We start from the raw sequence: 23,826 nt of genomic DNA, 5'->3' as shown, positions 1-23,826 counted from the left end.
AAAGGTGTTTTATGATTTAATGGTATTTTTACCCGCATACTCCGGGTCACAAAGTTATTTATCCCCGGGCAGAATAATTTTACAAACCGTATCGCCAAAAAGTTATGAAGATAAAACGGCATTCCGCCTTCCGGTGGCTGCTGCTTGCGGTGATTTCCGGAGCGGCGGCTTGTCATTCCCCTTCCGCGCCGGATGTGAGCCATATTCCCATGGAGGTAAAGATCAGGCGTTTTGACCGCGATTTCCTCGCCATCGATACGAACCGGGTAGCGGAAGGGCTGGCCGGACTGCAGCAAAGATATCCCCTGTTTCTCCCGATTTACCTGGAGAACATCCTCAACTACGGACCTTACCCGGATACCAGCGGCCGGCTGACGCAGAACGTAAGGGGTCTGCTAACGGCGGCGGACATCCGGGCGCTGCAGGATACGGTCAACGCCCATTTTTCCGACCTGCATGCCCTGCAGCACCAGCTGGAGTCCGGCTTCCGGTATATCCGTTATTATTTTCCCCGCTTCCGGGCGCCGGAGGTGATCACCTTTATCTCGGGGCTGAATAACTACGGGGCCATCACGGCGGATTCCCTGCTCGGTATCGGGCTGGACATGTTCCTGGGAAAAGATTTCCGGCCCTACACACAGCTGGCCGACCCCTACCCGGCTTATATGCTTACCCAGTTTGAGCCGGTCTTTATCGCGGCAGACTGTTTCAAGGTCATCGGGCAGCAGATGTTCCCGCCTGCCGGCGACCGGGCTACGCTGCTGGACCGGATGATCAGCGCGGGAAAGCTGCTTTATTTCCTGGAGAAGGTGATGCCCGGCGATCCGGCGACGGTCAGGACGGGTTATTCGGCTCAGCAGCTGGACTGGTGCCGGAAAAACGAGCAGCAGCTCTGGCAGTTTTTTGTACAGCACGATCTTTTATACCGGCGGGATTTCCAGACCAGCTCCCGGTACATGGACCCCGGCCCGGGTCCGCAGGATATGCCTACGGGCGCTCCCGGCGGCGTGGGAGCCTGGGTGGGATGGCAGATCGTGCGCCGGTACATGGCCCTGCATCCCGACATGGCGCTGTCCCAGCTGATGCAGATGAACGATGCCGCAAAGCTGCTCGGCGGGGCAAAATACCGGCCAAGATGATAAGCCTCGCCCGGTCCGTATATCGAGTGAAGCGGAAAAGGGACGGGCGATCTCAATCATAGGATCTATGGAAGTAAAAATAACCCCGCTGGGCAACCGGGATCTGGATAAGTTTATGCAGCTCATCCGGATTTTTGAAGTTGTTTTCGATCTGAAAAATGCTCAGGACCCAACACCGGAATATTTGGACCGGCTGCTCCATAAAGAAAACTTTATGGTTTTTGTGGCGCTCGTTGACGAAGAAGTAGCCGGAGGCCTGACAGCCTATGTTCTTGAACAGTATCATTCCCCGAAGCCGCTGGCCTACATCTATGATCTTGCCGTAACAAAGACTTTTCAGCGGCAAGGGATCGGCAGTCTGCTCATGGACAAATTCAGGGAGCATTGTACCGCACTGGGATTTGAGGAGATCTTTGTACAGGCGGATCAGGCGGACAGGGAGGCAGTGGCTTTCTATCGTTCTACCCAACCTGCGGGGGAGCAGCCCGCTCGTCATTTTTATTATACGCTGGAGCAGTGAAACGCCTTGCATTAGGCGCGCCGCATAAAGAAGCGGGCAAAGATATACAGGGCGATGCTGAAGCCGATGAGATACCAGGCGGCCGGATGTTCCCGCATTTTCAGGACGGTGCCCCCGATCAGGATCAGAAAGGCCACCAGCAGCAGGATATTACGTAGGCGGGGGTTATTCATAACAACGGAAAGGGAAACCTAATTGAGCTTGAAGGGTACGATCATCTGGAATTCGGGGATGGCTACCTCAAAGAGTTTTTTATTGTTCTGGTTTTCCATCAGGTAGGTTCCGTACATCTTGCCGATCTCCGTACGAAGATTGGAACCGGAAACGTACTGGTAGTTCTCACCCGGCGCCAGCAGCGGCTGTACGCCTACCACCCCCTCGCCTTCCACCTCGCGGTGCGCGCCGTTGGAATCCACGATATGCCAGTGGCGGCGGAGCAGCTTTATGGGGAAGGTATTGTTGTTTTCAATGGTGATGCGGTAAGCAAACATGAACTCACTTCCCACCGGGTTGGAATAATCCGGCTGGTAGAACGTTTCCACGCTGATCGTAATACCTGATGTGATCTGTTTGACCATGACTTTTGTAAAAATAAGCAATTTTCGTTCCCATCCTCTTTTTTTTGGATAAATGGGCAAAAACTGCTCCTGCCGTAGCCTTCAGCCTTCAGGAGGGACCGGGCAGGTAATCCGCATTTATCTTCACATCCACCACCTCGGCGATGTTCCGGATCACCAGGCGGGGAATCTTGATGTTATAATCCGCCAGGCGTACCTGAAACGCCGATACGGCGCGGATACGGTCTGACATGACGGTGAGGGTGCCGTCTGCGGTACAGTCGCGGGTAACCCCGTGGATCGTCAGCTGGCCCTTCACCGATACGGTATAGGTACCCGCGCGGGTCAGGCTGTCGCTCCCCTGCAGCTGTCCTTTAAATTCTGCAAAAGGATATTTTTCCGTCTCCAGATAGTCGCTGTTGAAATGCTCCTGCATCAGGCTCCGCTTAAACTGAAAGGTATTGACGGGGATCTTGAAATACAGCTCACGCGTCTGTATATCCAGCGTGGAAATTCCCTTGTCGGTCCTGGCGTCGATGTCTTCCAGGGGCGCCGAGGAGAAAAATGAGACAACGGCATTATCACAGGTAAACCGCTGCTGGGCGCGGGCTCCGGCCAGGATGGCCAGCAGCGGCAACATCAGAAAAAATCCCTTCTTCATCGCTTTTTATTTCCCTTCCCATACTTCCAGCACCTGGGCAGTATGATTTTTGGTGTCCGGCTTGTTGATCACCTTGTCGATGACGCCGTTTTCATTGATAAGGAAGGTGGTGCGGTGGGTGCCCATATAGGTCTTCCCCATAAACTTCTTTTCCCCGAAAACGCCGTAAGCTCCCACGACTTTTTTGTCGGGGTCGGCCACCAGCGTAAAGGGCAGGTCGAATTTTTCTTCAAACTTCTTGTGGCTGGCTTCAGGGTCTGTGCTTACCCCCACTACGGCATATCCCTTTTTCTGCAGCAGGCTGTAGTTGTCGCGCAGGTTGCAGGCCTGGGCGGTGCAGCCCGGCGTATTGTCTTTCGGATAGAAATACAGGACCAGCTTCTTTCCCTTGAAATCCGCAAGCGACACGGTTTTTCCGTTCTGATCCTTGGCCTTGAAATCCGGTGCCTTATCGCCTTCCTTGAGTGCTGTCATCGCTTTTTTATCTTTTAAAAGTAAGTAAATAAGTAGCTGTATTGTTTGCTTCATCGGTCACGGTTAGCTCCAGCCGGTGACTGCCCCGGGGACAATGTTCATCAAATGTATAATAAATTGTACTGCCATCCTGCGCAAACATCAGCCAGCGGCCGTCCAGCATGGCCCGGTAGCTTTTGATGCCGCTCAGGCCGTCCCGGATGCGGAAGGCCATACGGGTGGCATTGGCCAGGCTGATGCCGGAGTGAAGTCCCACCGGCGTGATGACCGGCGGCGTGGTATCCGCCTGTACGGCAAAGTTCCCGAAATCCCGGAAGGAGGCTTCCAGCCATGCCCCGGACCAGGAGGCCGCCCGGACTTCGTGGCGCCCGCTGCGGGGTTCTGTCCGTACGATGACCATTTTGCTCCGCAGGGACGGGGGGACGGGTTTGTCCGGCCGCAGCCGCAGGGTAAAGGATGTATACAGGGGCACATCCGGGTTGTGCAGGCAATAAATGTCCGAATAGTAACCCGTTGCCGGGGCCGGCAGGGTTTTATACCGGAAGCAGATATCGTCATAGAGGGCTGTTTCGTCCAGGTAAAATTCCACGTGGTTGTTTTCAAAGATATTTTTTATCCCCGGCGTCATCCTGTTGGCGCAGGGTGATTTTTGTTCCGGTTTGGCCGCCGGGTCCTGCTGTATGTTGAAAGAGACCGTGCTGGTATTTCCTCCGGCGTCCTTGACGGCGATTTTTATGGCATGGACCGCCCCGTCGGAGAGGTCAACCGTACCGTCGCCTTCAAAATTATGATAGATCGGCAGCCGGTTGCCGGGCAGGGAAAACAGCAGCTCATAGTAGGGCCCGCCGCTGTGGTGCGTTTTATAATCCGTGTGGGCGTCTACATAGCGGGTTTCCTCGTAGCCCACATCGTCCAGCTGGAAGCCCACTGAGGGCCGGTCGTCGTCATACACAACGGCGCGGTATACGCCGTAGGTGTTGGTGGTGCCGTTCTCGTGGTCGATGGTGCTGATGCCAAAGCCTGCCCGGGCTGCCTTTACCCGTATGGTGCCGAGGGAAGGACGGTAAAGGCCGCCGCTTTTTTTCAGCGAATAGACCTGCGGTGTTTGTTCATAGAGGCTCTTATCCCTATCATAAACGGCTATACGGTAAACCGAAGGAGGGATATTATCCCGTACCTCGAAACCAAACAATAGTCCGTTCAGCGGATGCTGGTCAACGGTTTTCCGGATCTCGAAATGCAGGTGCGGCGCTACGGAGGAGCCGGTGGACCCGCTCCAGGCAATGAACTGCCCTTTCTTCACAGGAAAAAGGCCCGGCATCAGGTCCAGGTCCACGGCCCAGCGCTCCTGCCGGTATTGCTGCTTCTTAACGTATTGTTCCAGCGCCGGATTAAAGCGGTGCAGGTGCCCGTATAGCGTCGTATACCCGTTGGGGTGAGAGATGTAGATAACATTGCCGAATCCCGTAGACGAAACGCCCACGCGGGAGATGTAGCCGTCGGCAGCGGCATGTACCCGCATGCCGATATGACCGTTGGTCTTGATGTCCAGCCCGGAGTGAAAATGGCCGGGACGGAGCTCGCCAACGTTGCCGGCAAGCAGCATCGGAATATCCAGGGGATTGCGGAAATAGTTTTGGGGATAATGGGGTTCGGGAAATTGCTGGGCCTTCGAAAGGCCGGGAAGGAGCAGCAGCGCCAGCATAATTCTTCTGATCATGCTGCAAAAGTAAGGGATATGGGCAGAATGGCTATCTTAGCGGCCTAACGCAAGCGGACATGTCCATTGAAGTAAGCCATCTCTGCAAGTCGTACGGTACGCAGCGGGCCGTGGATGATATCTCCTTTTCTGTGGGCCGGGGCGAGATCGTCGGGTTCCTGGGTCCCAACGGAGCGGGGAAATCCACGACGATGCGGATGCTTACAGGGTATCTGCCCCCCGCCTCGGGGACGGCCCGGGTCTGCGGTCTGGATGTCACTGCCCGTCCGCTGGAAGTACGTCGCCGTACGGGCTACCTGCCGGAATCCAATCCGCTGTATGCCGACATGTACATCAGGGAATACCTGGATTTTGTGGCCGCCGTGTACCGCATACCGCGACGCCGGCGCCGGGAGCGTATTGCCGAGATGATCCGTCTTACCGGCCTGACCCGAGAGCAGCACAAGAAGATCGGGATGCTTTCCAAGGGCTACCGGCAACGGGTAGGGCTGGCCCAGGCGCTGATCCACGATCCGGAAGTGCTGATTCTCGACGAGCCCGGCTCGGGGCTGGATCCCAATCAGATCGTGGAGATCCGGCAGCTGATCCGGCAGCTGGGTCAGGAAAAAACGGTAATCCTTTCCACCCATATCCTGCAGGAGGTGGAAGCCCTCTGCACCCGCGTGGTGATCATCCATGAGGGCAGGCTGGTGGCCGATAACCGGCTGGAGCAGCTCCGGTCGCAGGCCGGGCAGCAGATGCAGGTGCTGGTGGAGTTTGCGGGAGCGGCTTCCCGGGAACAGCTGGAGGCCCTGCCGGGCGTATCGGCGGCCCTGCCGCTGGAAGGCGGCCGCTGGCAGCTTTCTGGTCCCGATCCGGAGCCGATCCGCAAAAACCTGCTGCAGTTTGCTTTGCAAAACAACCTGAACATCGTTTCTTTGCAGAGCCAAAGCAGCAGCCTGGAAGAAGTATTCCGGAAGCTGACCACCCCCTGACCCCCTAAAGGGGGGAGGTGAAAGGATAAAGGTGAAGGGTGAAAGGCATTTTTAATTTGATGATGTGCTGATTAGTTTATCATCAAGTTACCAAATCATCAAATTACCAAATCAAACCAGAAATATCAAATCGACATCATGAGTATCATTACTGAAATCCATGCCCGCCAGATCCTGGACAGCCGGGGCAACCCCACCGTAGAGGTGGAAGTGATCACAGAGAACGGACTGGAAGGCCGGGCGGCCGTACCTTCGGGAGCATCGACCGGTGTTCATGAGGCGGTGGAGCTGCGCGACGGAGATAAAAACGTATATATGGGCAAAGGGGTGCTGAACGCCGTTGCCAATGTCAACGGTCCCATCAGCGAAGAGCTGGTAGGCTGGGAGGTAACCGACCAGGCCGGCATCGACAACCTGCTGATCACCCTGGACGGCACGGATAACAAAAGCAAGCTGGGCGCCAATGCCATGCTGGCCGTGAGCATGGCGGCTGCCAAAGCTGCCGCCCAGGAGTGCGAGCTGCCCCTGTACCGCTATGTCGGCGGCACCAACGCCAAAACGCTTCCCGTACCCCTTATGAATATCCTCAACGGCGGCGCTCATGCGGACAACAAGATCGATTTCCAGGAATTCATGATCGTGCCTTTCGGCGCCGGCAGCTTCTCCGAAGCCCTGCGCTGGGGTGTGGAAGTCTTCCACCACCTGAAAGCCGTACTGAAAAAGAAGGGATATTCCACCAACGTAGGCGACGAAGGCGGTTTTGCACCCGATATCCAAAGCAATGAGGAAGCCATCGAAACGGTCCTCAAGGCCATCGAAGCCGCGGGTTATAAGCCCGGGGAGCAGATCGGCATCGCCCTGGACCCCGCCGTCAGCGAGCTCTACCTCACCGACGAAAAGGTCTACCATTTTCACAAATCCGACGGACGCAAGCTGAGCAGCGAAGAAATGGTGGCCTACTGGGCAGGCTGGGCTTCCAAATATCCTATTCTTTCCATCGAGGACGGCATGGCAGAGGACGACTGGGACGGCTGGAAAATGCTCACCGACGCCATCGGCGCAAAGACCCAGCTGGTCGGGGACGACCTGTTCGTCACCAACGTAAAACGCCTGCAGCAGGGTATAGACCGGGGCATTGCCAACAGCATACTCATCAAGGTAAACCAGATCGGAACCGTCACGGAAACCATCAATGCCGTACAGCTGGCACAGACCCATGCCTATACCAGCATCATGAGCCACCGCTCCGGCGAAACGGAAGATACCACCATCGCCGACCTGGCTGTGGCGCTGAACTGCGGACAGATCAAGACGGGCTCAGCCTCCCGCACCGACCGCATCGCCAAGTACAACCAGCTGCTGCGCATTGAGGAACAGCTGGCCGAGACGGCGGTTTTTCCGGATAATATCTTTAAATTTGGAGTATAAACCGGGCCCCGGTGTCCCGCCCGGGGCGGGACACCGGGGATCATATCCTACCGACCATGCGCAAGTTCGCCCGCCTGCTGAGGAACAAATACATCATCGCTACGGTGGCTTTTGCCGTGTGGATGATCTTTTTTGACCGCAACGATCTCATCACCCAGGTCCGCTACCGGGCCCAGCTTTACGAACTGCAGCAGAAAAAGGACTATCTCCTGAACGAAATCAGCCAGACGGAAAAAGAGCGGCAGGAACTGCTTTCCAGCCCCGAAAAACAGGAAAAGTTTGCACGGGAAAAATACTTTATGAAAAAAGACGGCGAGGACCTTTTTGTCATTACGGCCGCCCCCCAGGAGGAGGATAAAAAATAAGCCTCCCCAAAAAAATTTCCCCCGGAGACAATAGAATTTTGTAACATGGCGTTTAATAGCTACACACGTTATTATTCACAGTTACAATTCTGTTATGCATGAATACCTTTACACACCCGGAGCGCCCCTCCACCCTTGCTCCATCGGATGAGTTCTGCCCGTCCCGCCCCGGATGGGAAGAAACAACCCTGCAACCATTTGACATGAAAGAGGAAGAAACCCCGTCTGTCCGGCAGATGCTGGACCGGCTGAAATTTTCGCCCCGTACCGCTACCCTGCTGGCGATACTCGAATATGCGCGCAAGGCGGAAAAGGCCATATGACCAAACAGCAACGGTACCAGTTCGTTCTGGACTATTTCGAAAAGCACAATCCCGGCGCCGAAACGGAGTTGATCTATCACAACCCTTATCAGCTGCTGGTGGCGGTGATCCTTTCCGCGCAGTGTACGGACAAGCGGGTGAACATGACCACGCCGGCGATTTTTGAAAAATATCCCGACATAAAATCCCTGAGCCACGCCGCTTTTGACGAGCTCTTTCCCCTGATCAAGAGCATCAGCTATCCCAACAACAAGGCAAAGCACCTCATCGGCATGGCCCGTATGGTGATGGAAGATTTCGACGGGGAGATACCGGATACCGTGCCCGAGCTGATAAAGCTGCCGGGAGTGGGCCGCAAGACCGCGAATGTGGTGACCTCGGTCGTCTACCACCAGCCCAACATGGCGGTGGATACCCACGTTTTCCGGGTAGCGGCCCGGGTGGGGCTGACCCAGAACGCCAAAACGCCCCTGCAGGCGGAGCAGCAGCTTGTCCGGCATATCCCCAAAGAAAAGATTTACCGCGCCCACCACTGGCTGATCCTCCATGGCCGCTATATCTGTGTGGCCCGGAATCCCAAATGCGACCAGTGCGGCATCCGGAAAGCCTGCAAGTACTATGCGCACCTCACCGGATAGGACCTCCGGCAGGATGCCTTACCAGCGGTCTGTGGCCGCCGCCGCCATATCGTGCCGGTAACGCTCCGAAAGCAGGCCTTTCAGCAGGCTCCCCGGCTGTAAGGAGGGATAGATTTCCTCGAAGGTCCGTACATCGTTCATAAAGACACGCCGGTAAAGATGCGACCGCGTGAGCTGACGCAGGTCGGACAAGCCGGCAGCCGCCGTAAGCTCCACCGCGCTTTCCACCGTATCCCGGTGATAATTGGCCACCCGCTGCTTTTTATCGCTTACCACCAGGCCGCTGGCCCGGAGCTTGTCCTGCGTAGCCACGCCGGTGGGACATTTATTGGTATTGCAAAGCAGGGATTGTATACAGCCCAGGGCTATCATCATTGCCCGGGCGCTGTTGCAAGCATCGGCGCCCAGCGCCAGGGCGCGGACGATATGAAAACCCGTCAGGATCTTTCCCGAGGTGATCAGCTTCAGCTTGTCGCGTACGCCCATCCCCACCAGCACGTCCTGCGCAAAGGCAAGGCCGTCCATAAACGGCATGCCCACCGAATTGGAAAACTCCGGCGGCGCCGCCCCGGTGCCGCCTTCGCCGCCATCGATGGTGATAAAGTCCGGGTAAATATCGGTTTCCAGCATGGCCTTACAGATGGCGATAAATTCGCTGCGGCGGCCGATACACAGCTTAAACCCGACGGGCAGGCCATTGCTCAGCTCCCGCAGCTGCCCGACAAACTTCATCAGCCCCAGGGGCGTGCTGAAGGCGGTATGATAAGGGGGCGAAAAGATGGTAGTGCCGGCCCGGACATGACGGATAGCCGCTATCTCGGCGGTATTCTTCTCCGCCGGCAGGATACCGCCGTGGCCGGGCTTGGCGCCCTGGGAAAGCTTCAGCTCCACCATTTTTACCTGCGGATGGTCCCGGCATTTTTTCCGGAACAGCTCCGGCAAAAAATTGCCGTTATCATCGCGGCAACCGAAATAGCCGGTGCCGATCTGCCAGACGATATCGCCGCCCTGGGCAAGATGATAGGGGCTGAGTCCGCCCTCCCCCGTATTGTGCGCAAAATTCCCGATCCTGGCCCCGCCATTCAGCGCTTCGATGGCATTGGAGCTGAGCGAGCCAAAGCTCATGGCCGAGACGTTGAGGACGCTGGCAGCATAAGGATGGGCACAGTCCCCGCCCCCGATGAGGATACGCGGATCCTTGTTCATCTTCTCAAACGGTACCGGCTGTACGGAATGACCCATCCACTCATACCCTTCCTGGTACACGTTGAACTGTGTGCCGAAGGGCTGCGTGTCCAGCTGCCGCTTGGCCCGCTGGTATATGGTGGAGCGATCTACCCGGTTCACCGGCCGCCCGTCGATATCGCTTTCTATAAAGTACTGGTAGATCTTCGGACGGAGGTCCTCCATCAGGTAGCGCAACCGTCCCACAAGCGGGTAGTTACGCATGATGGCATGCTTGACCTGGATCATGTCCACAATACCCAGCAGGATTAGCGGACCGAAAAGAATCCAGAGCCAGGCGATCCAGGGGTAATAGGCTGCGCCGGCTAACAATCCGGCCATGACGATAAGACTTCCGAGAATAAATTTTTTTCGCATCGTTAAAATTACTTAAAAACAGGCAGGCCACCCGGTAACGAATTGTTAAAACCCCTGCTCCGCTCATCACATACTGCAAATTAAATGTATAGAAAATGCGTGGGAATCATTACCTTGACCTCACTTTTACCGGGCGTAAAAACGCAGAGCCATTTCGTAAATAAACTGTTATGTCGTCAAAAATCCGATTCCAGCTTTCCACCATGATGTTTCTTGAATTTTTTGTGTGGGGAGCCTGGTTTGTGACCATGGGAACCTATCTGCTGCAACCCTCCGGAGCGGGAGGTCTTGGGGTAAAAGGGATTCAGGTCGGAGAGGCCTACCTTTCCCAGTCTCTCGGGGCCGTTATCGCTCCTTTCATCGTCGGGCTTATCGCCGACCGCTTCTTTTCCGCACAACGGATCCTGGGCGTGCTGCACCTGGTCGGCGCCGTACTGCTGTGGGGCGCCTCCGTCGCTGCATCTTTTACCGGCTTCTACCTGCTGATCCTCGTCTACATGATCCTGTTCATGCCCACGCTGGCGCTTACCAATTCCATCGCCCTGCGGCAGATGACGGACCCGAAAAAAGAGTTTCCCTTCATCCGTGTGCTGGGTACGGTAGGCTGGATCGTGGCCGGGCTGATCATCGGTTTTCTGCACTGGGAAGGCAGCCACCAGCTGAACCTGACCTTTAAGATGGCCGCCGTTGCCTCTCTGGTGCTGGGCTTTCAGAGCTTTACCCTGCCGGACACGCTGCCGCTGAAGAAAAACGTGAAGGTGTCGGTCAGCGAGCTGCTGGGGCTGGATGCGATCAAGCTGCTGAAGAACCGGGACTACCTGGTGTTTTTTATAGCCTCCATGGCCATCTGTATCCCTACGGCCTTCTATTACAACTTCACCAATCCTTTCCTGAACGAGGTAGGCATGACCGCAGCGGCAGCCAAACAAACCATCGGTCAGTTCCTGGAAGTGGTGTTTATGCTACTGATGCCCTTCTTCTTTAAAAAGCTGGGAGTAAAAAAGATGCTGGGGCTGGGTATGCTGGCCTGGGCGATCCGTTATATTTGTTTTGCCTACGGATATGAAAGCAGCGGATTGTTCTGGCTGCTGTTCGTCGGCATAGCCATCCACGGCGTTTGTTACGACTATTTCTTTGTGACCGGTCAGATCTACACGGATAACAAAGCCGGGCAGGCCTTCCAGAGCGCAGCCCAGGGGCTGATCACGCTCGGCACCTACGGAGTGGGCATGCTCATCGGCTATGTGATCTCCGGTCCCATCGTGGATCACTGGCAGCTGGCCGACGGTTCGCACGACTGGAAGACCATCTGGCTCATTCCCGCCGGCATCGCCGCCGTAGTCCTGGTATTTTTCATGGCCGCTTTCCGGGAAAAGAAAACGGACAGCGCCCTGCCCGAAAGTATATAATTGTTTTTTTCATCAACCCCATGATACTATGAGAAAGATTGCGATGCTCGGATCCGGCTTCATAGGCCGCTTTTACGCCGATTCTATACAGGCGCACCGCAGCAAGGACAAGATCGTAAGCGTGTATTCCCGCCGGGAACAAAGCGCGCGGAAATTTGCGGAAGACTACGACGTTCCGCACTGGACCACCGAGATGGAAGCGGCGGTAAACCATCCGGATGTGGATATGGTCTGTATCGCGCTGCCCAACAACCTGCACGAGGCGGCCGTGATGGCCTGTGTGAAAGCCAAAAAAGCGGTGATCACCACCAAACCCCTGGGCCGGAATGCCGAGGAGGCCAAACGGATGCTGGAAGCCGTGGAAAAGGCAGGCATCTTTAACGGGTACCTCGAGGACCTGTGCTATACCCCCAAGTTCCTGAAAACGTTGGAAAGCGTGCAGGGCGGCGCCCTGGGCCGTATTCTCTGGGCCAAGAGCCGCGAAACGCATCCCGGCCCGCACAGCGAATGGTTCTGGGACCTGGAGCAGGCCGGCGGCGGCTGTATCCTCGATCTGGGCTGTCACTGCGTGGAGATCTCCCGGAACTATATCGGCAAGGATATCAAACCCATCGAAGTGATGTGCTGGGCGGAAACCCAGGTAAAGCCCATTCCTGCAGAAGACCACGCGATCGCGCTTGTAAAATATGAAAACGGCGCCATCGGCCAGTTCGAGGTGAGCTGGACCTTCAGGGGCGGGCTCGACCTGCGCGACGAGGTCATGGGTACGGAAGGGACCGTGTGGGTCAACAACTTCCTGCGTACGGGTCTGGAGATGTTCACCAGCGGCAAAGGCGCGCATTATGTGGCGGAGAAAGCGGAAAGCAATACCGGTTGGCTTTTCCCCGTGGGCGATGAGCTGGCCGACCTGGGCTACAACCATATGTTCACCGATATGTTCAACGCCTGCGACGAAGGGCGGGAACCGCGGGAAACCTTCTACGACGGCTATGTGGTCAACGCCGTGCTGGACGCTGCGTACCGTTCGGCAAAAAGCCGGCAATGGGAGCCTGTGAAGCTGGAAATATGGCGTGGCCGGGAAGGGGTGCAGCAGGAAAGCACCCTGACCGATTACGACGACCAGTATTATCTGATCAAAGAAGAAGTCATCCACGACGGCCGCACCAAGGTGATCCTGAAAGACAAACAGTCCGGGAAGGTGATCGAAAAGGTAACGGCATAGCCGGCGCCAAACCGGACATCATGCCCCACGGCATATCATGAAGATCCGCTGCAGCTCCTGGCCGCAGCGGATCTTTTTTATAAAACGGTATGGCCGGTACATGCCGGGAAACCGGCCTCGTCAGGATACACGCTCAGCCTTCAGCTCCACGGTCAGCGGCCGCGGCTGCCCTGTTACCGGATCGGGGGTGACCAGGCTGCGCAGCGGGTGGGCAAAGCGGATGCCTTCGGCGGCAAACTCCCGGAAAAGCGCCAGGTTAATGGCCTGCTGTATATCCATATACACGTTATAGTCGCTCGTGAGCACATAATACACCACCTCAAACTTCAGGGAGAACTCGGTATAGCTGGCAAAATGGGCCCGGTCAAACTGTACCCGTTCCTGGCTTTCTATGATGCGCCGGATGCGGGCGGGGATTTGCTCCAGCTTGTCCGCCGGCGTTAGATAGCTGATGTCCAGCTGGAAAACGATCCGGCGCCGCTCCATGCGTTTATAATTATGGATCCAGGAATCGGTAAGCAGCTTGTTGGAATAGATAAGCTCCTCTCCCCAGAGGCTGCGGATGCGGGTGGTCTTTACCCCTATATGCTCAATGCTGCCCAGCTTGTCCTCCACGATGATGAAGTCCCCGATCTCGAAGGGGCGGTCAAAGAAGATCACAAAATAGGCAAAGAGGTCGCCCAGTATGGTCTGGGCCGCCAGGGCAATGGCAATACCCCCGATGCCCAAACCGGTCAGCACCGTGGTAACGTCGAACCCAAGGTTATCGAACAGGAAGATAATTCCCACACTCCATAGGATCACGTTGATGATGATGAGCATGCCCCGCAGCTCCTTGCGCCGCTCCCCGCCTTTCTTTTCTTTGCTCAGATAGCTGTTCAGCCCGTACTCCAGCGCGGACACCACCAGCCGTATGCCAAAGAAGGTCAGTACAACGACGATGGCTATACGTAGTACATTCTCAACTGTAGCGCTCAGGTTCAGCGTGCGGATGCCGCCATATATCACGGCAAGATAAAGCGCGGGCAGCACGGCCTTCTCCATCAGCTTTAGTATGAAATCGTCCAGTGTGGAACTGGTATTCCTGGCCCATCGCCGTACGCGGCCCAGCACTATGGACCGGAGCAGCTTTACAGCCACCAGTCCGATGATAATGATCAGTAAGGCAACAAGATAGTCGCGCAGGGAATTGTTCCAGTAAAGCGTGTCGCTCCAATGCGTCATCGTCGTCCGTTTTTCGGTTAAAAAAAAGCTCCGCCCGCCACCTGCAGCGGTCGTTTTAAAGCCGTATTGGGAGACTTATCGCCGTCGGAGAAATACAAAGACGGCATGCATACAATAAGAATGCAGCAAAGGTACAAAAAAGCAGCGGTCCGGAAAAACGGAGGGCCGGCTACAGCATCTCGCGGATGCGCATCACCAGCTCCTGCCGGGTGATGGGCACGCCCATGATCTTATGATATCCCTGCGCATCCACCAGGAACTGATCGCGGATGATGCGGATGAGCTGACCATTATTGATCTCGGGGATCAGCACCTGATCATAATTATGCAGGAGCTCTCCAAGATTCCTGGGGAAAGGACGCAGGTGCCGCAGATGAGCATGCGCCACGCTGTGACCTTCGGCAAGCAATTCCTGTACTGCGCTTTTAATGGCGCCGTAGGTGGAACCCCAGCCCAGCACCAGTATCTTGCCCTTTTCAGGACCATTATCCAGGGTCTGCAGGGGGATATGATCGGCGATCTTATCGATCTTTTCCTGCCGGATCCGGACCATCAGCTGATGGTTTTCCGGGTCATAGCTTACGTTTCCGGTGATGTTCTGCTTTTCGAGACCGCCGATCCGGTGCTCCAGACCGGGCGTGCCGGGCACTGCCCAGGGGCGTACCTGCTGCTCGTTACGCAGGTAGGGCAGGAACTGCTCCTCTCCTTCGTCCAGGGCGGTCTTGAATTTCACGGTTATCGGCGTAAGGTCGGCGCTCTTGGGGAAACGCCAGGGCTCTGCCCCATTGGCGATGTAGCCGTCACTCAGCAGGATCACTGGGGTCATATGCTGTACGGCAATGCGGAAAGCCTCATAGGCCGCTGCAAAGCAGTCCGAAGGCGTGGAGGCGGCAATCACCGGCATCGGGCATTCCCCGTTGCGGCCATAATAGGCCTGCAGCAGATCAGATTGTTCGGTTTTGGTGGGCAGGCCCGTAGAAGGACCGCCCCGCTGGATATCGATGATCAGCAGCGGGATTTCAAGCATAACGGCCAGGCCCATGGCTTCCGTTTTGAGCGCCATCCCGGGACCCGAGGTGGTGGTAATGCCCATATGTCCTCCGTAGGAGGCGCCGATCGCCGAGGTGATGCCGGCGATCTCGTCTTCCGCCTGGAAAGTGCGCACCCCGAAATTCTTATGCCGGCTGAGCTCATGCAGGATGTCCGAGGCCGGGGTAATGGGATAGGTACCCAGGAAAATGGGCAGCCCGGCGCGGCTGGAAGCGGCAATGAGCCCCAGGGCCAGCGCTGCATTTCCCGTAATGCTCCGGTAGGTACCAGGCTGCATACGCGCCTTTTCCACGCGGTAGCGGGTGGTGAAGGTTTCGGTAGTATCTCCGAAATGATAGCCGGCATGCAGCACCTTGAGGTTGCTTTCGAGTATCTCGGGCTTTTTACCGAACTTATCCTTCAGAAAACGGATGGTGTTCTCCATGTTCCGGTTATACATCCAGTACAGGAAACCCAGCACGAACATATTCTTGGCCCGGTCCTTATCCTTCACCCCCATCTGGATATCCTTCAGCGCCTCGCGGGTCATCTTGGTGATATCCATCTTGTATACGGTATACCCCTGGAGCGTATCGTCCTCCAGGGGGTTTTCCCCGTCGGGGTAGTTGGCCAGACGCAGGTTCTTTGCATCAAAGCCATCGCTGTTGGCAATGATGATCCCGCTTTTTTTGAGGGATTTCAGGTTGGCCTTGAGGGCTGCGGCATTCATCGCCACCAGCACATCGCACTGGTCGCCCGGCGTATAGATGCGCTCACTGGAAAAATGAAGCTGGAAGCCGCTTACCCCGGGAAGCGTGCCCTGGGGAGCTCTTATTTCTGCGGGGAAGTCCGGGAAGGTAGAAAGGTCGTTTCCCAGCAGTGCGGTATTGTTGGTAAACTGGGTGCCGGTGAGCTGCATCCCGTCGCCGCTGTCACCGGCAAATTTGATCACTACATCCGCTAATTGGTTTATAGTGGTTTCTGGCATTTCTTTATTAGTTGACTTATCCTATCGTTTGAAAGTGCAAAATTACTTAATCTTCACCTGAATGTATAAGGCTCCGGCAGGAGTTTTACAGATAATCTACAATCGGTCGCGGGCCGGAGTGAAAAAATTCGTAAAAAATACCCTATTTTTGAATATCCGCTAAATGCTTTAACCTATGCCTTTGTTCCGATCCGCCAATCCCACGCTCCGGGAAGACGTCTTTCAACCCTCGCTCCATGTGGAGGGAGAGGGCAAGATGACCATCCGGGGCACCCTGGCCAAAACGGCTTTCCTGCTGCTTATGGTGCTGTGCTCCGCTGTTTATTCCTGGAGCCTCTGGAGCCGGGGGATGAACGTAACGCCCTACATGTACGGCGGCATTCTGGGCGGTTTTGTCGTGGCCATCGTCATTGTATTCAAAAAGAACTGGTCCGGCTACCTGGCGCCCGCCTATTGCCTCTTCGAAGGCCTGTTCCTGGGCGCCGTTTCCGCGATGTTCAACCATTATTTTGCCGAAAAAGCGCCTTTTATCGTCATACAGGCGGTAGGGCTTACCTTCGGCACCGCCATCGCCATGTTGCTGCTGTACGGCTCCCGCATTATCCGCCCCACGCAGAAGTTCAAGCTGATCGTTTTTTCCGCAACCCTGGGCATCGGCGTCTTTTATTTTATTTCGATCCTGCTCCGGTTTTTTGGAATAGATATTGCCTTTATCCATGAGGGCAGCCCCCTGGGCATCGTCTTTTCGCTGATCGTCGTCGCTATTGCCGCGCTGAACCTGGTGATGGACTTCGAGCTCATCGAGAAGGGAAGCCGGGAAGGCGCTCCCCAGTATATGGAATGGTATGCCGCTTTTGGCCTGATGGTGACGCTGATCTGGCTGTATATCGAGATCCTGCGGCTGCTGGCCAAGCTGTACAGCCGGCGGTAATGCCGCCCGCGCCGCTGCAAAAAACCCGTCCCATGAAAACACTACTTTATCTGCTGCTGATCCCTGCCGCCGTCTGGGCTACAGGATGTCAGCCGGCCGGACAATCATCCGACACCACCACCGACACCCGCCGTATAGATTCCACGGGAGCGGAGGCCATGACCGGCGATGCCGAGCAGCTCCAGGGGGAATACCGCTATCTCACCGTTTTTAAAAGTGAAGGCGACGGCCCTGCCAACGCCGACTCCATGCAGCTGAACCTCAACCTGAAAGGTAATACGGCGACCGGTACCTACCAATGGGTGCTGCCCGGCAAGGACGGCAAACGCGGCACCATCACCGGCGTGCTTTCCGGCCATACCGTTTCCGGGCAATATCATTATCAGCAGGAAGGCGGTTCCTATAGCGATTCCATCCGCATACAGCTGGAAGGGGACCGGGCCATGGTCACCCAGTTCTCGGGCGACGGCTACCAGCTCAAAGATACCCTGACCGCTGCCAGTACATCATCATTCTGATTTGATGATTTACTTCGCGCATTATGATTTCTCAGTAGTCTCAGTGAAGGCTTTGCCTTTGGAAATTTGATGATTTGATGATCCAATAATCGGCACATCATCAAATCAGCACATTATCAAATTGACATTCATTTCACCCATTAAGCGATTATACCCTAAATTCGGGGTCAGAATCATTGCCGCCGATGTCCAATCCGCATATACATCCAGACGAAACGCAGCTGACCGCCGCCGAAAAGGCTTTTGAGAACAACATCCGCCCCCGGGAGATCGCCGAGTTTGCCGGACAGGAAGGGCTGGTGGAAAACCTGCGCGTCTTTATCCGGGCTGCCGCCATGCGGGGCGAAGCCCTGGACCATGTCCTCTTCCACGGCCCGCCCGGGCTGGGGAAAACAACACTCTCCCGCATCGTATCCCATGAGCTGGGGGTCAATATCCGGGAAACCTCCGGGCCGGTGATCGAAAAACCCGGCGACCTGGCCGGATTACTGACCAGCCTTGAAGAACGGGATGTGCTTTTTATCGACGAGATCCATCGGCTCAGCACGGTGGTGGAAGAATATCTCTATGCGGCCATGGAAGATTTCAAGATCGATATCATGATCGACTCGGGACCCAATGCCCGCTCCATACAACTGAACCTGCAGCCGTTCACCCTCATCGGGGCCACTACCCGGTCAGGATTGCTGACCGCTCCCCTGCTCTCGCGTTTTGGCATCAAATCGCGGCTCGAATATTATACTGCCGATACGCTGCAGCATATCGTGGAACGCTCCGCTCAGCTGCTCCAGACCGCCATCAGCCCGGAGGCGGCGAAGGAGATCGCCGGCCGCAGCCGCGGCACGCCGCGCATCGCTAACGGATTGCTGCGCCGGATGCGGGATTTCGCCCAGGTAATGGGCAACGGCAAGGTGGACATAGCGATCGCCCGTATGGGTCTGAAGGCGCTCAATGTGGACGAATACGGCCTGGACGATATGGATAACCGCATCCTCTCGGCCATCATCGACAAGTTCAAAGGGGGGCCGGTGGGTATCAACACCATCGCCACAGCGGTGGGAGAAGAGCCGGGCACCCTCGAGGAGGTCTATGAACCTTTCCTGATCCAGGAAGGTTTTATCAAGCGTACGCCCCGGGGACGGGAAGCCACAGACAAGGCCTACCGGCATCTCGGCCGGGTGCCGCCGCAATGGGGCGGCTCCCAGGAGCTGTTTACGAAATAAACTTCAATATCTTCTCCTGATCCGCTTTAAGCTCCTCCGGAGAAAGTTCCAGCTTGGGACGGCTGAAATTGATATCGTTCATCGTATTCAGCGGCAGCAGGTGCAGATGTGCATGCGGCACTTCCAGCCCGATAACGCTGAGGCCTACACGTTTACAGGGAAATGCTTTCTCGATGGCGGCGGCAACCGGCTTGGCAAACAACAGAATGCTGCCCAGCAGATCGTCTTCCATCTCCATAAACTTATCGATCTCGTTTTTGGGGATCACGAGCGTATGACCGCGCACCAGGGGAGAGATATCGAGAAAAGCAAAAAAGCGCTTATCCTCTGCAATCTTATAGGAAGGAATTTCTCCGCGGACGATCTTTGAAAAAATAGTCATGGTTGTGACGTTGTTTTTTCAAAAGTAATCCATTTCAGGGCAAAAGAAAAACCCGTCCCGCGTCGGACGGGACAGGTTTTCTGAAAAACTGCAGCCCTGTTTATACCGTGATCTGCTCCACCCGGAACTGGAGCAGGCCGGTAGGCGCTTTTACGTCGGCGACGTCCCCCACCTTCTTGCCCAGCAGCTCCTTACCGATCGGCGAAGCCACCGATATCTTACCGGCTTTCAGGTCCGCTTCATTTTCGGAGACGAGCTGATAGGTCACGGCCTTCTTCGTCTTCAGGTTGGTGATGGTCACTGTAGACAGGACAGAAACCTTGGAAGTATCTATATCTTTGGTATCGAGTATCCTGGCGGTGGCCACGGCTCCTTCCAGCTGCGCTATCTTTGCCTCGTGGATCCCCTGCGCTTCCTTGGCCGCATCGTACTCTGCATTTTCACGCAGGTCTCCCTTCTCGCGGGCTTCGGCAATGGCTTTGGCAATTTCTGCCCGGCCCCTGGTACGGAGGTCGTTCAATTCCGCCTTCATCTGCTCCAGGGTATCTTTGGTCACATAAGTTACTCCCGACATAAACGGTGATTTTGTTTTGTTAATGACAAAAAAATCACTCCTGCCCTTACAATAAAAACAAAGGCAGGAGAGTGAAAAAAAGCAACGCCTCTTGCGGAAGCGTTGCAGCAAATACAAATATAGCCAATTTTCCGGAATAAAAAAGCACCGGCCGGAACCGGCGGAGGCTACAGGATGCCCAGTTTCTTCAACACCACATGCGCCATCTTAAAGGAGGCTTCGTGGCTGTAGCCGGCAATATGCGGGGTCAGCACCACGTTATCTGCACGCAGCAGGTATTCGAACTGCTCCCGCTCCTCGACGGACATCTTTTCAAGCTTTTCATTTTCCAGCACATCCAGACAGGCGCCGGCCACCTTCTCGGATTTGAGGTTGGCGATAAGGTCCTTGGTATTGACGATGGCCCCGCGGGAGGTATTGATCACATATACCGGCCCTTCAAAAGACTGCAGGAAGGTATCGTTGACCATGTACTTGGTTTCCGCCGTCAGCGGCACATGCACGCTGACCACGTCGGCCTGCTCGAAAATCGTGTTCAGCGTTACCTCCTGCAGATATTCGTCCCCGAAGTCCTTTTTATACTTATCATAAGCCAGCACGGTACATTCCATGCCCCTCAGCTTATGGGCAAAGGCCGCTCCGGTATGCCCGTAGCCGATGATGCCTACCGTCTTTTCCTTCAGCTCGAGACCACGGTTTTTTTCCCGTTCCCAGATCCCTTCGCGCAGCTGCAGGTTGCCCCGCAGGATGTTATTGAACAGACAGAGGAGCATGCCCAACGCCTGCTCGCCCACAGCGTCGCAGTTGCCTTCGGGGCTGCTCACACAGCGGATACCTTTGTGCGCAGCATAATCCACATCGATCATTTCCATCCCCGAACCCAGACGGCCGATCCACTGCAGATTGATCGCATTGTCGAGCAACGCCTTGTCCACCCGGATCCGGGTGGTGACGATCAGCCCTTCGCAGCTGTGGACGACCTGGAACACCTCTTCATAGGTAATGGCGGGGCGGTACAATACCTGATACCCTTTTTCGGTAAGCGTGTCAATCAGATAAGGATGCACTTTAGCGGTGATCAATACTTTTCTCAGATGCTCTGTCATATCATACGTTTTGATAAATCAACAAATTCCCGGACGCTTAGTTGCTCCGCCCGTTTGGACAGCACCGGCTCCTCCAGTACCGTCTTTTCGAAGAACGGCTTCAGCGGGTTGCGCAGCATCTTGCGCCGTTGCCCGAAGGCCGCCTTTACCAGGCGGAAAAAACGCTTTTCATCGGTGATCATATAGGGGTTGCCGAGATAATGCAGCCGGATTACGGCCGACATGACCTTCGGCGGCGGCTCAAACGCCTTGGGCTCTACCTCAAAGAGGTATTCCACCCTGTAAAAAGCCTGCAATAATACGCTTAAAATACCATAATCCTTACCTCCCGGGCCGGCGGCGATACGGCGGGCCACTTCCCGTTGGAACATCCCTACCATACAAGGCACCCGCGTCTTCCATTCCAGGATGCGAAACAGGATCTGCGAAGAGATGTTGTACGGGAAATTGCCGATGACCGAGAACAGACCGTCAAACGGCGGAACGGTTTCCAGGATATCCCCAAGGATCAGCTTTCCCTCCAGCGCGGGATAATGCTGCCGCAGGTAAGCTATTTTTTCAGCATCCACCTCCACCGCCCGGTAGTCGACGCCGGGTATCTCCGCCAGGTAACGGCTGATGGCTCCCGCTCCCGGGCCGATCTCAAGCAGCTGCATGCCCGGCGATACGGGAAGGGCCTGTACGATCTGCTTGCATATCGCCTCATCCCGCAAAAAATGCTGTCCCAGTGATTTTTTTAGCGTATACATCTCCGGCGGCGCAAAAATACCACTAATAATAGAACCCCGGTCAATTTACCGCCCGGCAAAAGATAAAGTCAGCTTTTTTATGTAGGTTTGGCCTCGACAAAAGTGTTGAACATGACAGCAGCAGCGTCTTCTCCCGGGCCGGTTATCGGTATCAGTATCGGGGATATCAACGGCATAGGGCCGGAGATCGTGATCAGGACCTTCAGTGACAACCGGATACTGAACTATTGCACCCCGGTGATCTTCGCCTCCAACAAAACCATCAACTTTTACCGCAAGCTCCTGGATGATAACAGCTTCAACTATCAGAGTCTGAAGGATTTCCAGCGTCTCCGCCCCGGCCAGGTCAACATTTTCAACTGCTGGGAGGAGGAGGTGGTGATCACTCCGGGGCAGCTGAACGACACGGGGGGGAAATATGCCGCCCGCTCGCTGGCCGTAGCGGTGCAATGCCTGAAAGACGGTCAGATAGAAGGGCTGGTCACCGCCCCCATCCATAAGAAAAACATCCAGGGCAACGATTTTCATTTTACCGGTCATACCCCTTATCTGCAGCAGTCCTTCGGGGCCAGGGAGGTGGTCATGCTAATGGTGGCCGAAAACATGCGGGTGGCGTTGGTCACCGAGCATGTGCCGGTGGCAGAGGTGTCCCGCCACATCACCCAGGAGAGCATACTCAGCAAGCTGGCCGTTCTGCAGGACAGCCTGGTCCGCGATTTTGGCATCGGACAGCCGAGGATTGCGCTGCTGGGGCTGAACCCCCATGCAGGCGACGAGGGGCTGGTGGGAACCGAGGAGCAGCAGGTGATCCTGCCGGCGATCGGTCAGGCCAAAAACCAGGGTATCCTGTGCTTTGGCCCCTACAGCGCCGACGCTTTCTTTGCCCGGGAAACCTACCGTCATTTCGATGCAGTACTGGCCATGTACCACGATCAGGGCCTCATTCCTTTTAAATCACTGGCGGTGGGGGAAGGGGTCAACTATTCCGCCGGGCTGCCTTTCGTCCGGACCTCTCCCGACCATGGTACGGCGTTTGACATCGCCGGCAAAAACGTGGCAGACGCCGCTTCGTTCCGGGAAGCCGTCTTCACCTGCGCCGAAATCCTTCGGCGGCGCCATGATTTTTCGGAATATACCCGTAATCCCCTGAAGAAAAGAGCGCTGGCCGAGGAAGGATAAACCCCCTGACCCCCTAAAGGGGGAAAGAGAGGGGAAAGGTAAAAGGAGAAAGGTGAAGGGCATTTAATAAGATTTGATGATTTGATAATTGCCGGATCATCAGAGGAAAAGACATTCTAAAGTCTAAGGTTCCATTCCAGGCAGATCAACTTTAGACGTTAAACTTTAGACCTTAGACTACTGAACTGGAAACCTGGAATCCCCCTTAAAACAAAAACGGAATAAACCGGCGGGTAGCGGCTTTGTAGACAACATAGCGTTCCCCGAACTGCTGCTGCAGCATCTTTTCTTCCACCGGCACCCGCAGATACAGGATCACAAAAAAGAGCGTTACCGGCAGCAGCCCCGCAAACAAGTTGGCCGAAAGGGGCAGAAAGCTGGCGTAAAAGAAAAAGAAAGCGGTATACATCGGATGCCGCACATAACGGAAGGGCCCCGCTGTAATAAGATCATGCTCCTCCCGGATCTCCACCGAAGGCGACCAGTTGCTGTGCAGCGAACGGTGCGTCCACCAGAGCAGCAGCAGGCTGATGACGGCGACCACCCAGCCCGCCAGGCGGTAAGCGGCAGACAGGTAAAAGCCGGCAAAGTCCAGCCAGTCCGTAAAAACGAGCAGCAAGGGCGGCAGCACCATAGAGAGACCCAGCAGCACCTGCAGCAGCAGCTGCGCCTGCGGGAGGCTGCGGGCGATCACCTTCTGATGCCCCGGCACATAATATTTCTTCTTGAAATACATCCGCAGCCAAAGAAAAATCCCGACGATCAGCAGCAGACTTATTTCATAAAATTGTTCACGGACGGGCATAAGATGGCTTTTTCTCAAACAGGGGTTCAAGGTAGGAAAAAGGTTCCCGCTGCAGCGGCCATTTTGTTCATTGCCTCCGGCATTTT

The 23,826-nt window shown here is 55.6% G+C and carries 26 protein-coding genes; 13 read left to right on the top strand and 13 right to left on the bottom strand.

All coding sequences use genetic code 11. The features are described 5' to 3' along the window. Window positions 1–104 precede the first annotated feature (104 nt). Together gldB and ABD851_RS02180 are read left to right on the top strand one after the other, a co-directional pair. On the top strand, window positions 105–1,139 hold the full coding sequence (gldB, locus tag ABD851_RS02185; RefSeq protein ID WP_344974615.1) for a gliding motility lipoprotein GldB: 1,035 nt from the start codon (window positions 105–107) through the stop codon (window positions 1,137–1,139). Window positions 1,140–1,206: 67 nt separating this feature from the next. After that, the gene (locus ABD851_RS02180; protein WP_344974612.1) at window positions 1,207–1,659 is read left to right on the top strand and encodes a GNAT family N-acetyltransferase; all 453 of its coding nucleotides are present in this window, start codon (window positions 1,207–1,209) and stop codon (window positions 1,657–1,659) included. A gap of 11 nt (window positions 1,660–1,670) precedes the next feature. Here the strand turns inward: ABD851_RS02180 and ABD851_RS02175 are convergent, their stop codons facing one another. The 5 genes from ABD851_RS02175 to ABD851_RS02155 all read right to left on the bottom strand — a co-directional run bounded on the left by ABD851_RS02175 (window position 1,671) and on the right by ABD851_RS02155 (window position 5,071). Beyond that, window positions 1,671–1,832: a hypothetical protein gene (locus tag ABD851_RS02175; RefSeq protein ID WP_344974609.1), complete on the bottom strand. Its 162-nt coding sequence runs from the start codon at window positions 1,830–1,832 to the stop codon at window positions 1,671–1,673. 18 nt (window positions 1,833–1,850) lie between these two features. Continuing rightward, on the bottom strand, window positions 1,851–2,237 hold the full coding sequence (gene apaG / locus ABD851_RS02170) for a Co2+/Mg2+ efflux protein ApaG (RefSeq protein WP_344974606.1): 387 nt from the start codon (window positions 2,235–2,237) through the stop codon (window positions 1,851–1,853). Window positions 2,238–2,325: 88 nt separating this feature from the next. Next, window positions 2,326–2,877: a YceI family protein gene (locus tag ABD851_RS02165; RefSeq protein ID WP_344974603.1), complete on the bottom strand. Its 552-nt coding sequence runs from the start codon at window positions 2,875–2,877 to the stop codon at window positions 2,326–2,328. Window positions 2,878–2,883: 6 nt separating this feature from the next. Further along, complete coding sequence (gene bcp / locus ABD851_RS02160; protein WP_344974600.1) at window positions 2,884–3,351, bottom strand: thioredoxin-dependent thiol peroxidase; 468 nt, start codon at window positions 3,349–3,351, stop codon at window positions 2,884–2,886. Between the two features lie 7 nt (window positions 3,352–3,358). Continuing rightward, entirely contained in the window at window positions 3,359–5,071 is a 1,713-nt protein-coding gene (locus tag ABD851_RS02155; protein ID WP_344974597.1) for a M23 family metallopeptidase, read from the bottom strand. A 59-nt stretch (window positions 5,072–5,130) separates the two neighbouring features. Between ABD851_RS02155 and gldA the strand changes: the two genes are divergently transcribed. The 5 genes from gldA (at window position 5,131) to nth (ending at window position 8,799) form a co-directional block, all read left to right on the top strand. Further along, window positions 5,131–6,045 (top strand): gliding motility-associated ABC transporter ATP-binding subunit GldA, encoded by a 915-nt coding sequence (gene gldA, locus ABD851_RS02150; RefSeq protein WP_344974594.1) that lies wholly within the window; start codon window positions 5,131–5,133, stop codon window positions 6,043–6,045. A 138-nt stretch (window positions 6,046–6,183) separates the two neighbouring features. Further along, entirely contained in the window at window positions 6,184–7,473 is a 1,290-nt protein-coding gene (gene eno, locus ABD851_RS02145; protein ID WP_344974591.1) for a phosphopyruvate hydratase, read from the top strand. Between the two features lie 56 nt (window positions 7,474–7,529). After that, window positions 7,530–7,838, top strand: a complete 309-nt coding sequence (locus ABD851_RS02140; RefSeq protein ID WP_344974588.1) for an FtsB family cell division protein — start codon at window positions 7,530–7,532, stop codon at window positions 7,836–7,838. Between the two features lie 98 nt (window positions 7,839–7,936). Beyond that, window positions 7,937–8,161, top strand: coding sequence for a hypothetical protein (locus ABD851_RS02135; RefSeq protein ID WP_344974585.1), 225 nt, complete (start codon window positions 7,937–7,939; stop codon window positions 8,159–8,161). After that, on the top strand, window positions 8,158–8,799 hold the full coding sequence (gene nth, locus ABD851_RS02130) for an endonuclease III (protein WP_344974582.1): 642 nt from the start codon (window positions 8,158–8,160) through the stop codon (window positions 8,797–8,799). The genes ABD851_RS02135 and nth overlap by 4 nt, the downstream gene beginning before the upstream one ends. An 18-nt stretch (window positions 8,800–8,817) precedes the next feature. Here the strand turns inward: nth and ABD851_RS02125 are convergent, their stop codons facing one another. Next, window positions 8,818–10,401, bottom strand: coding sequence for an FMN-binding glutamate synthase family protein (locus ABD851_RS02125; protein ID WP_344974579.1), 1,584 nt, complete (start codon window positions 10,399–10,401; stop codon window positions 8,818–8,820). Between the two features lie 170 nt (window positions 10,402–10,571). Between ABD851_RS02125 and ABD851_RS02120 the strand changes: the two genes are divergently transcribed. Together ABD851_RS02120 and ABD851_RS02115 are read left to right on the top strand one after the other, a co-directional pair. Further along, window positions 10,572–11,810: a nucleoside permease gene (locus ABD851_RS02120; protein ID WP_344974576.1), complete on the top strand. Its 1,239-nt coding sequence runs from the start codon at window positions 10,572–10,574 to the stop codon at window positions 11,808–11,810. A gap of 28 nt (window positions 11,811–11,838) precedes the next feature. Then, a complete protein-coding gene (locus tag ABD851_RS02115; protein WP_344974574.1) occupies window positions 11,839–13,032 on the top strand; it encodes a Gfo/Idh/MocA family protein in 1,194 nt (397 codons plus the stop codon). A 120-nt stretch (window positions 13,033–13,152) separates the two neighbouring features. On the opposite strand, the gene ABD851_RS02110 is transcribed toward ABD851_RS02115, so the two are convergent. Both ABD851_RS02110 and ABD851_RS02105 read right to left on the bottom strand, forming a co-directional pair. Next, the gene (locus tag ABD851_RS02110) at window positions 13,153–14,256 is read right to left on the bottom strand and encodes a mechanosensitive ion channel family protein (protein ID WP_344974571.1); all 1,104 of its coding nucleotides are present in this window, start codon (window positions 14,254–14,256) and stop codon (window positions 13,153–13,155) included. Window positions 14,257–14,425: 169 nt separating this feature from the next. Further along, window positions 14,426–16,273 (bottom strand): 2-oxoacid:acceptor oxidoreductase subunit alpha, encoded by a 1,848-nt coding sequence (locus ABD851_RS02105; RefSeq protein ID WP_344974568.1) that lies wholly within the window; start codon window positions 16,271–16,273, stop codon window positions 14,426–14,428. 175 nt (window positions 16,274–16,448) lie between these two features. Between ABD851_RS02105 and ABD851_RS02100 the strand changes: the two genes are divergently transcribed. From ABD851_RS02100 to ruvB, 3 genes are all read left to right on the top strand, one after another. Then, a complete protein-coding gene (locus tag ABD851_RS02100) occupies window positions 16,449–17,204 on the top strand; it encodes a Bax inhibitor-1/YccA family protein (protein ID WP_344974565.1) in 756 nt (251 codons plus the stop codon). A 32-nt stretch (window positions 17,205–17,236) separates the two neighbouring features. After that, entirely contained in the window at window positions 17,237–17,722 is a 486-nt protein-coding gene (locus ABD851_RS02095; protein WP_344974562.1) for a hypothetical protein, read from the top strand. 185 nt (window positions 17,723–17,907) lie between these two features. Next, entirely contained in the window at window positions 17,908–18,945 is a 1,038-nt protein-coding gene (gene ruvB, locus ABD851_RS02090; RefSeq protein ID WP_344974559.1) for a Holliday junction branch migration DNA helicase RuvB, read from the top strand. On the opposite strand, the gene ABD851_RS02085 is transcribed toward ruvB, so the two are convergent. The 4 genes from ABD851_RS02085 to rsmA all read right to left on the bottom strand — a co-directional run bounded on the left by ABD851_RS02085 (window position 18,935) and on the right by rsmA (window position 21,756). Continuing rightward, window positions 18,935–19,327, bottom strand: a complete 393-nt coding sequence (locus ABD851_RS02085) for an HIT family protein (protein WP_344974556.1) — start codon at window positions 19,325–19,327, stop codon at window positions 18,935–18,937. The two genes, ruvB and ABD851_RS02085, sit on opposite strands and share 11 nt — an antisense overlap. 100 nt (window positions 19,328–19,427) lie before the next feature. After that, window positions 19,428–19,901: a transcription elongation factor GreA gene (greA, locus tag ABD851_RS02080; RefSeq protein WP_344974553.1), complete on the bottom strand. Its 474-nt coding sequence runs from the start codon at window positions 19,899–19,901 to the stop codon at window positions 19,428–19,430. Window positions 19,902–20,068: 167 nt separating this feature from the next. Continuing rightward, on the bottom strand, window positions 20,069–21,007 hold the full coding sequence (locus tag ABD851_RS02075; protein WP_344974550.1) for an NAD(P)-dependent oxidoreductase: 939 nt from the start codon (window positions 21,005–21,007) through the stop codon (window positions 20,069–20,071). Next, complete coding sequence (gene rsmA / locus ABD851_RS02070; RefSeq protein WP_344974548.1) at window positions 21,004–21,756, bottom strand: 16S rRNA (adenine(1518)-N(6)/adenine(1519)-N(6))-dimethyltransferase RsmA; 753 nt, start codon at window positions 21,754–21,756, stop codon at window positions 21,004–21,006. The genes ABD851_RS02075 and rsmA overlap by 4 nt, the downstream gene beginning before the upstream one ends. A 111-nt stretch (window positions 21,757–21,867) precedes the next feature. On the opposite strand from rsmA, the gene pdxA reads away from it, so the two are divergent. After that, window positions 21,868–22,935: a 4-hydroxythreonine-4-phosphate dehydrogenase PdxA gene (gene pdxA / locus ABD851_RS02065; RefSeq protein ID WP_344974544.1), complete on the top strand. Its 1,068-nt coding sequence runs from the start codon at window positions 21,868–21,870 to the stop codon at window positions 22,933–22,935. A gap of 205 nt (window positions 22,936–23,140) precedes the next feature. On the opposite strand, the gene ABD851_RS02060 is transcribed toward pdxA, so the two are convergent. Next, window positions 23,141–23,740, bottom strand: a complete 600-nt coding sequence (locus ABD851_RS02060; RefSeq protein WP_344974541.1) for an isoprenylcysteine carboxylmethyltransferase family protein — start codon at window positions 23,738–23,740, stop codon at window positions 23,141–23,143. Window positions 23,741–23,826 lie beyond the last annotated feature (86 nt).

This window comes from Compostibacter hankyongensis (assembly GCF_039541075.1).
In the GTDB taxonomy this organism is placed as follows: Bacteria; Bacteroidota; Bacteroidia; order Chitinophagales; family Chitinophagaceae; genus Compostibacter; species Compostibacter hankyongensis.
Note: the sequence above shows the minus strand (reverse complement) of the source record. Positions and strands in the feature narration are given on the sequence as shown.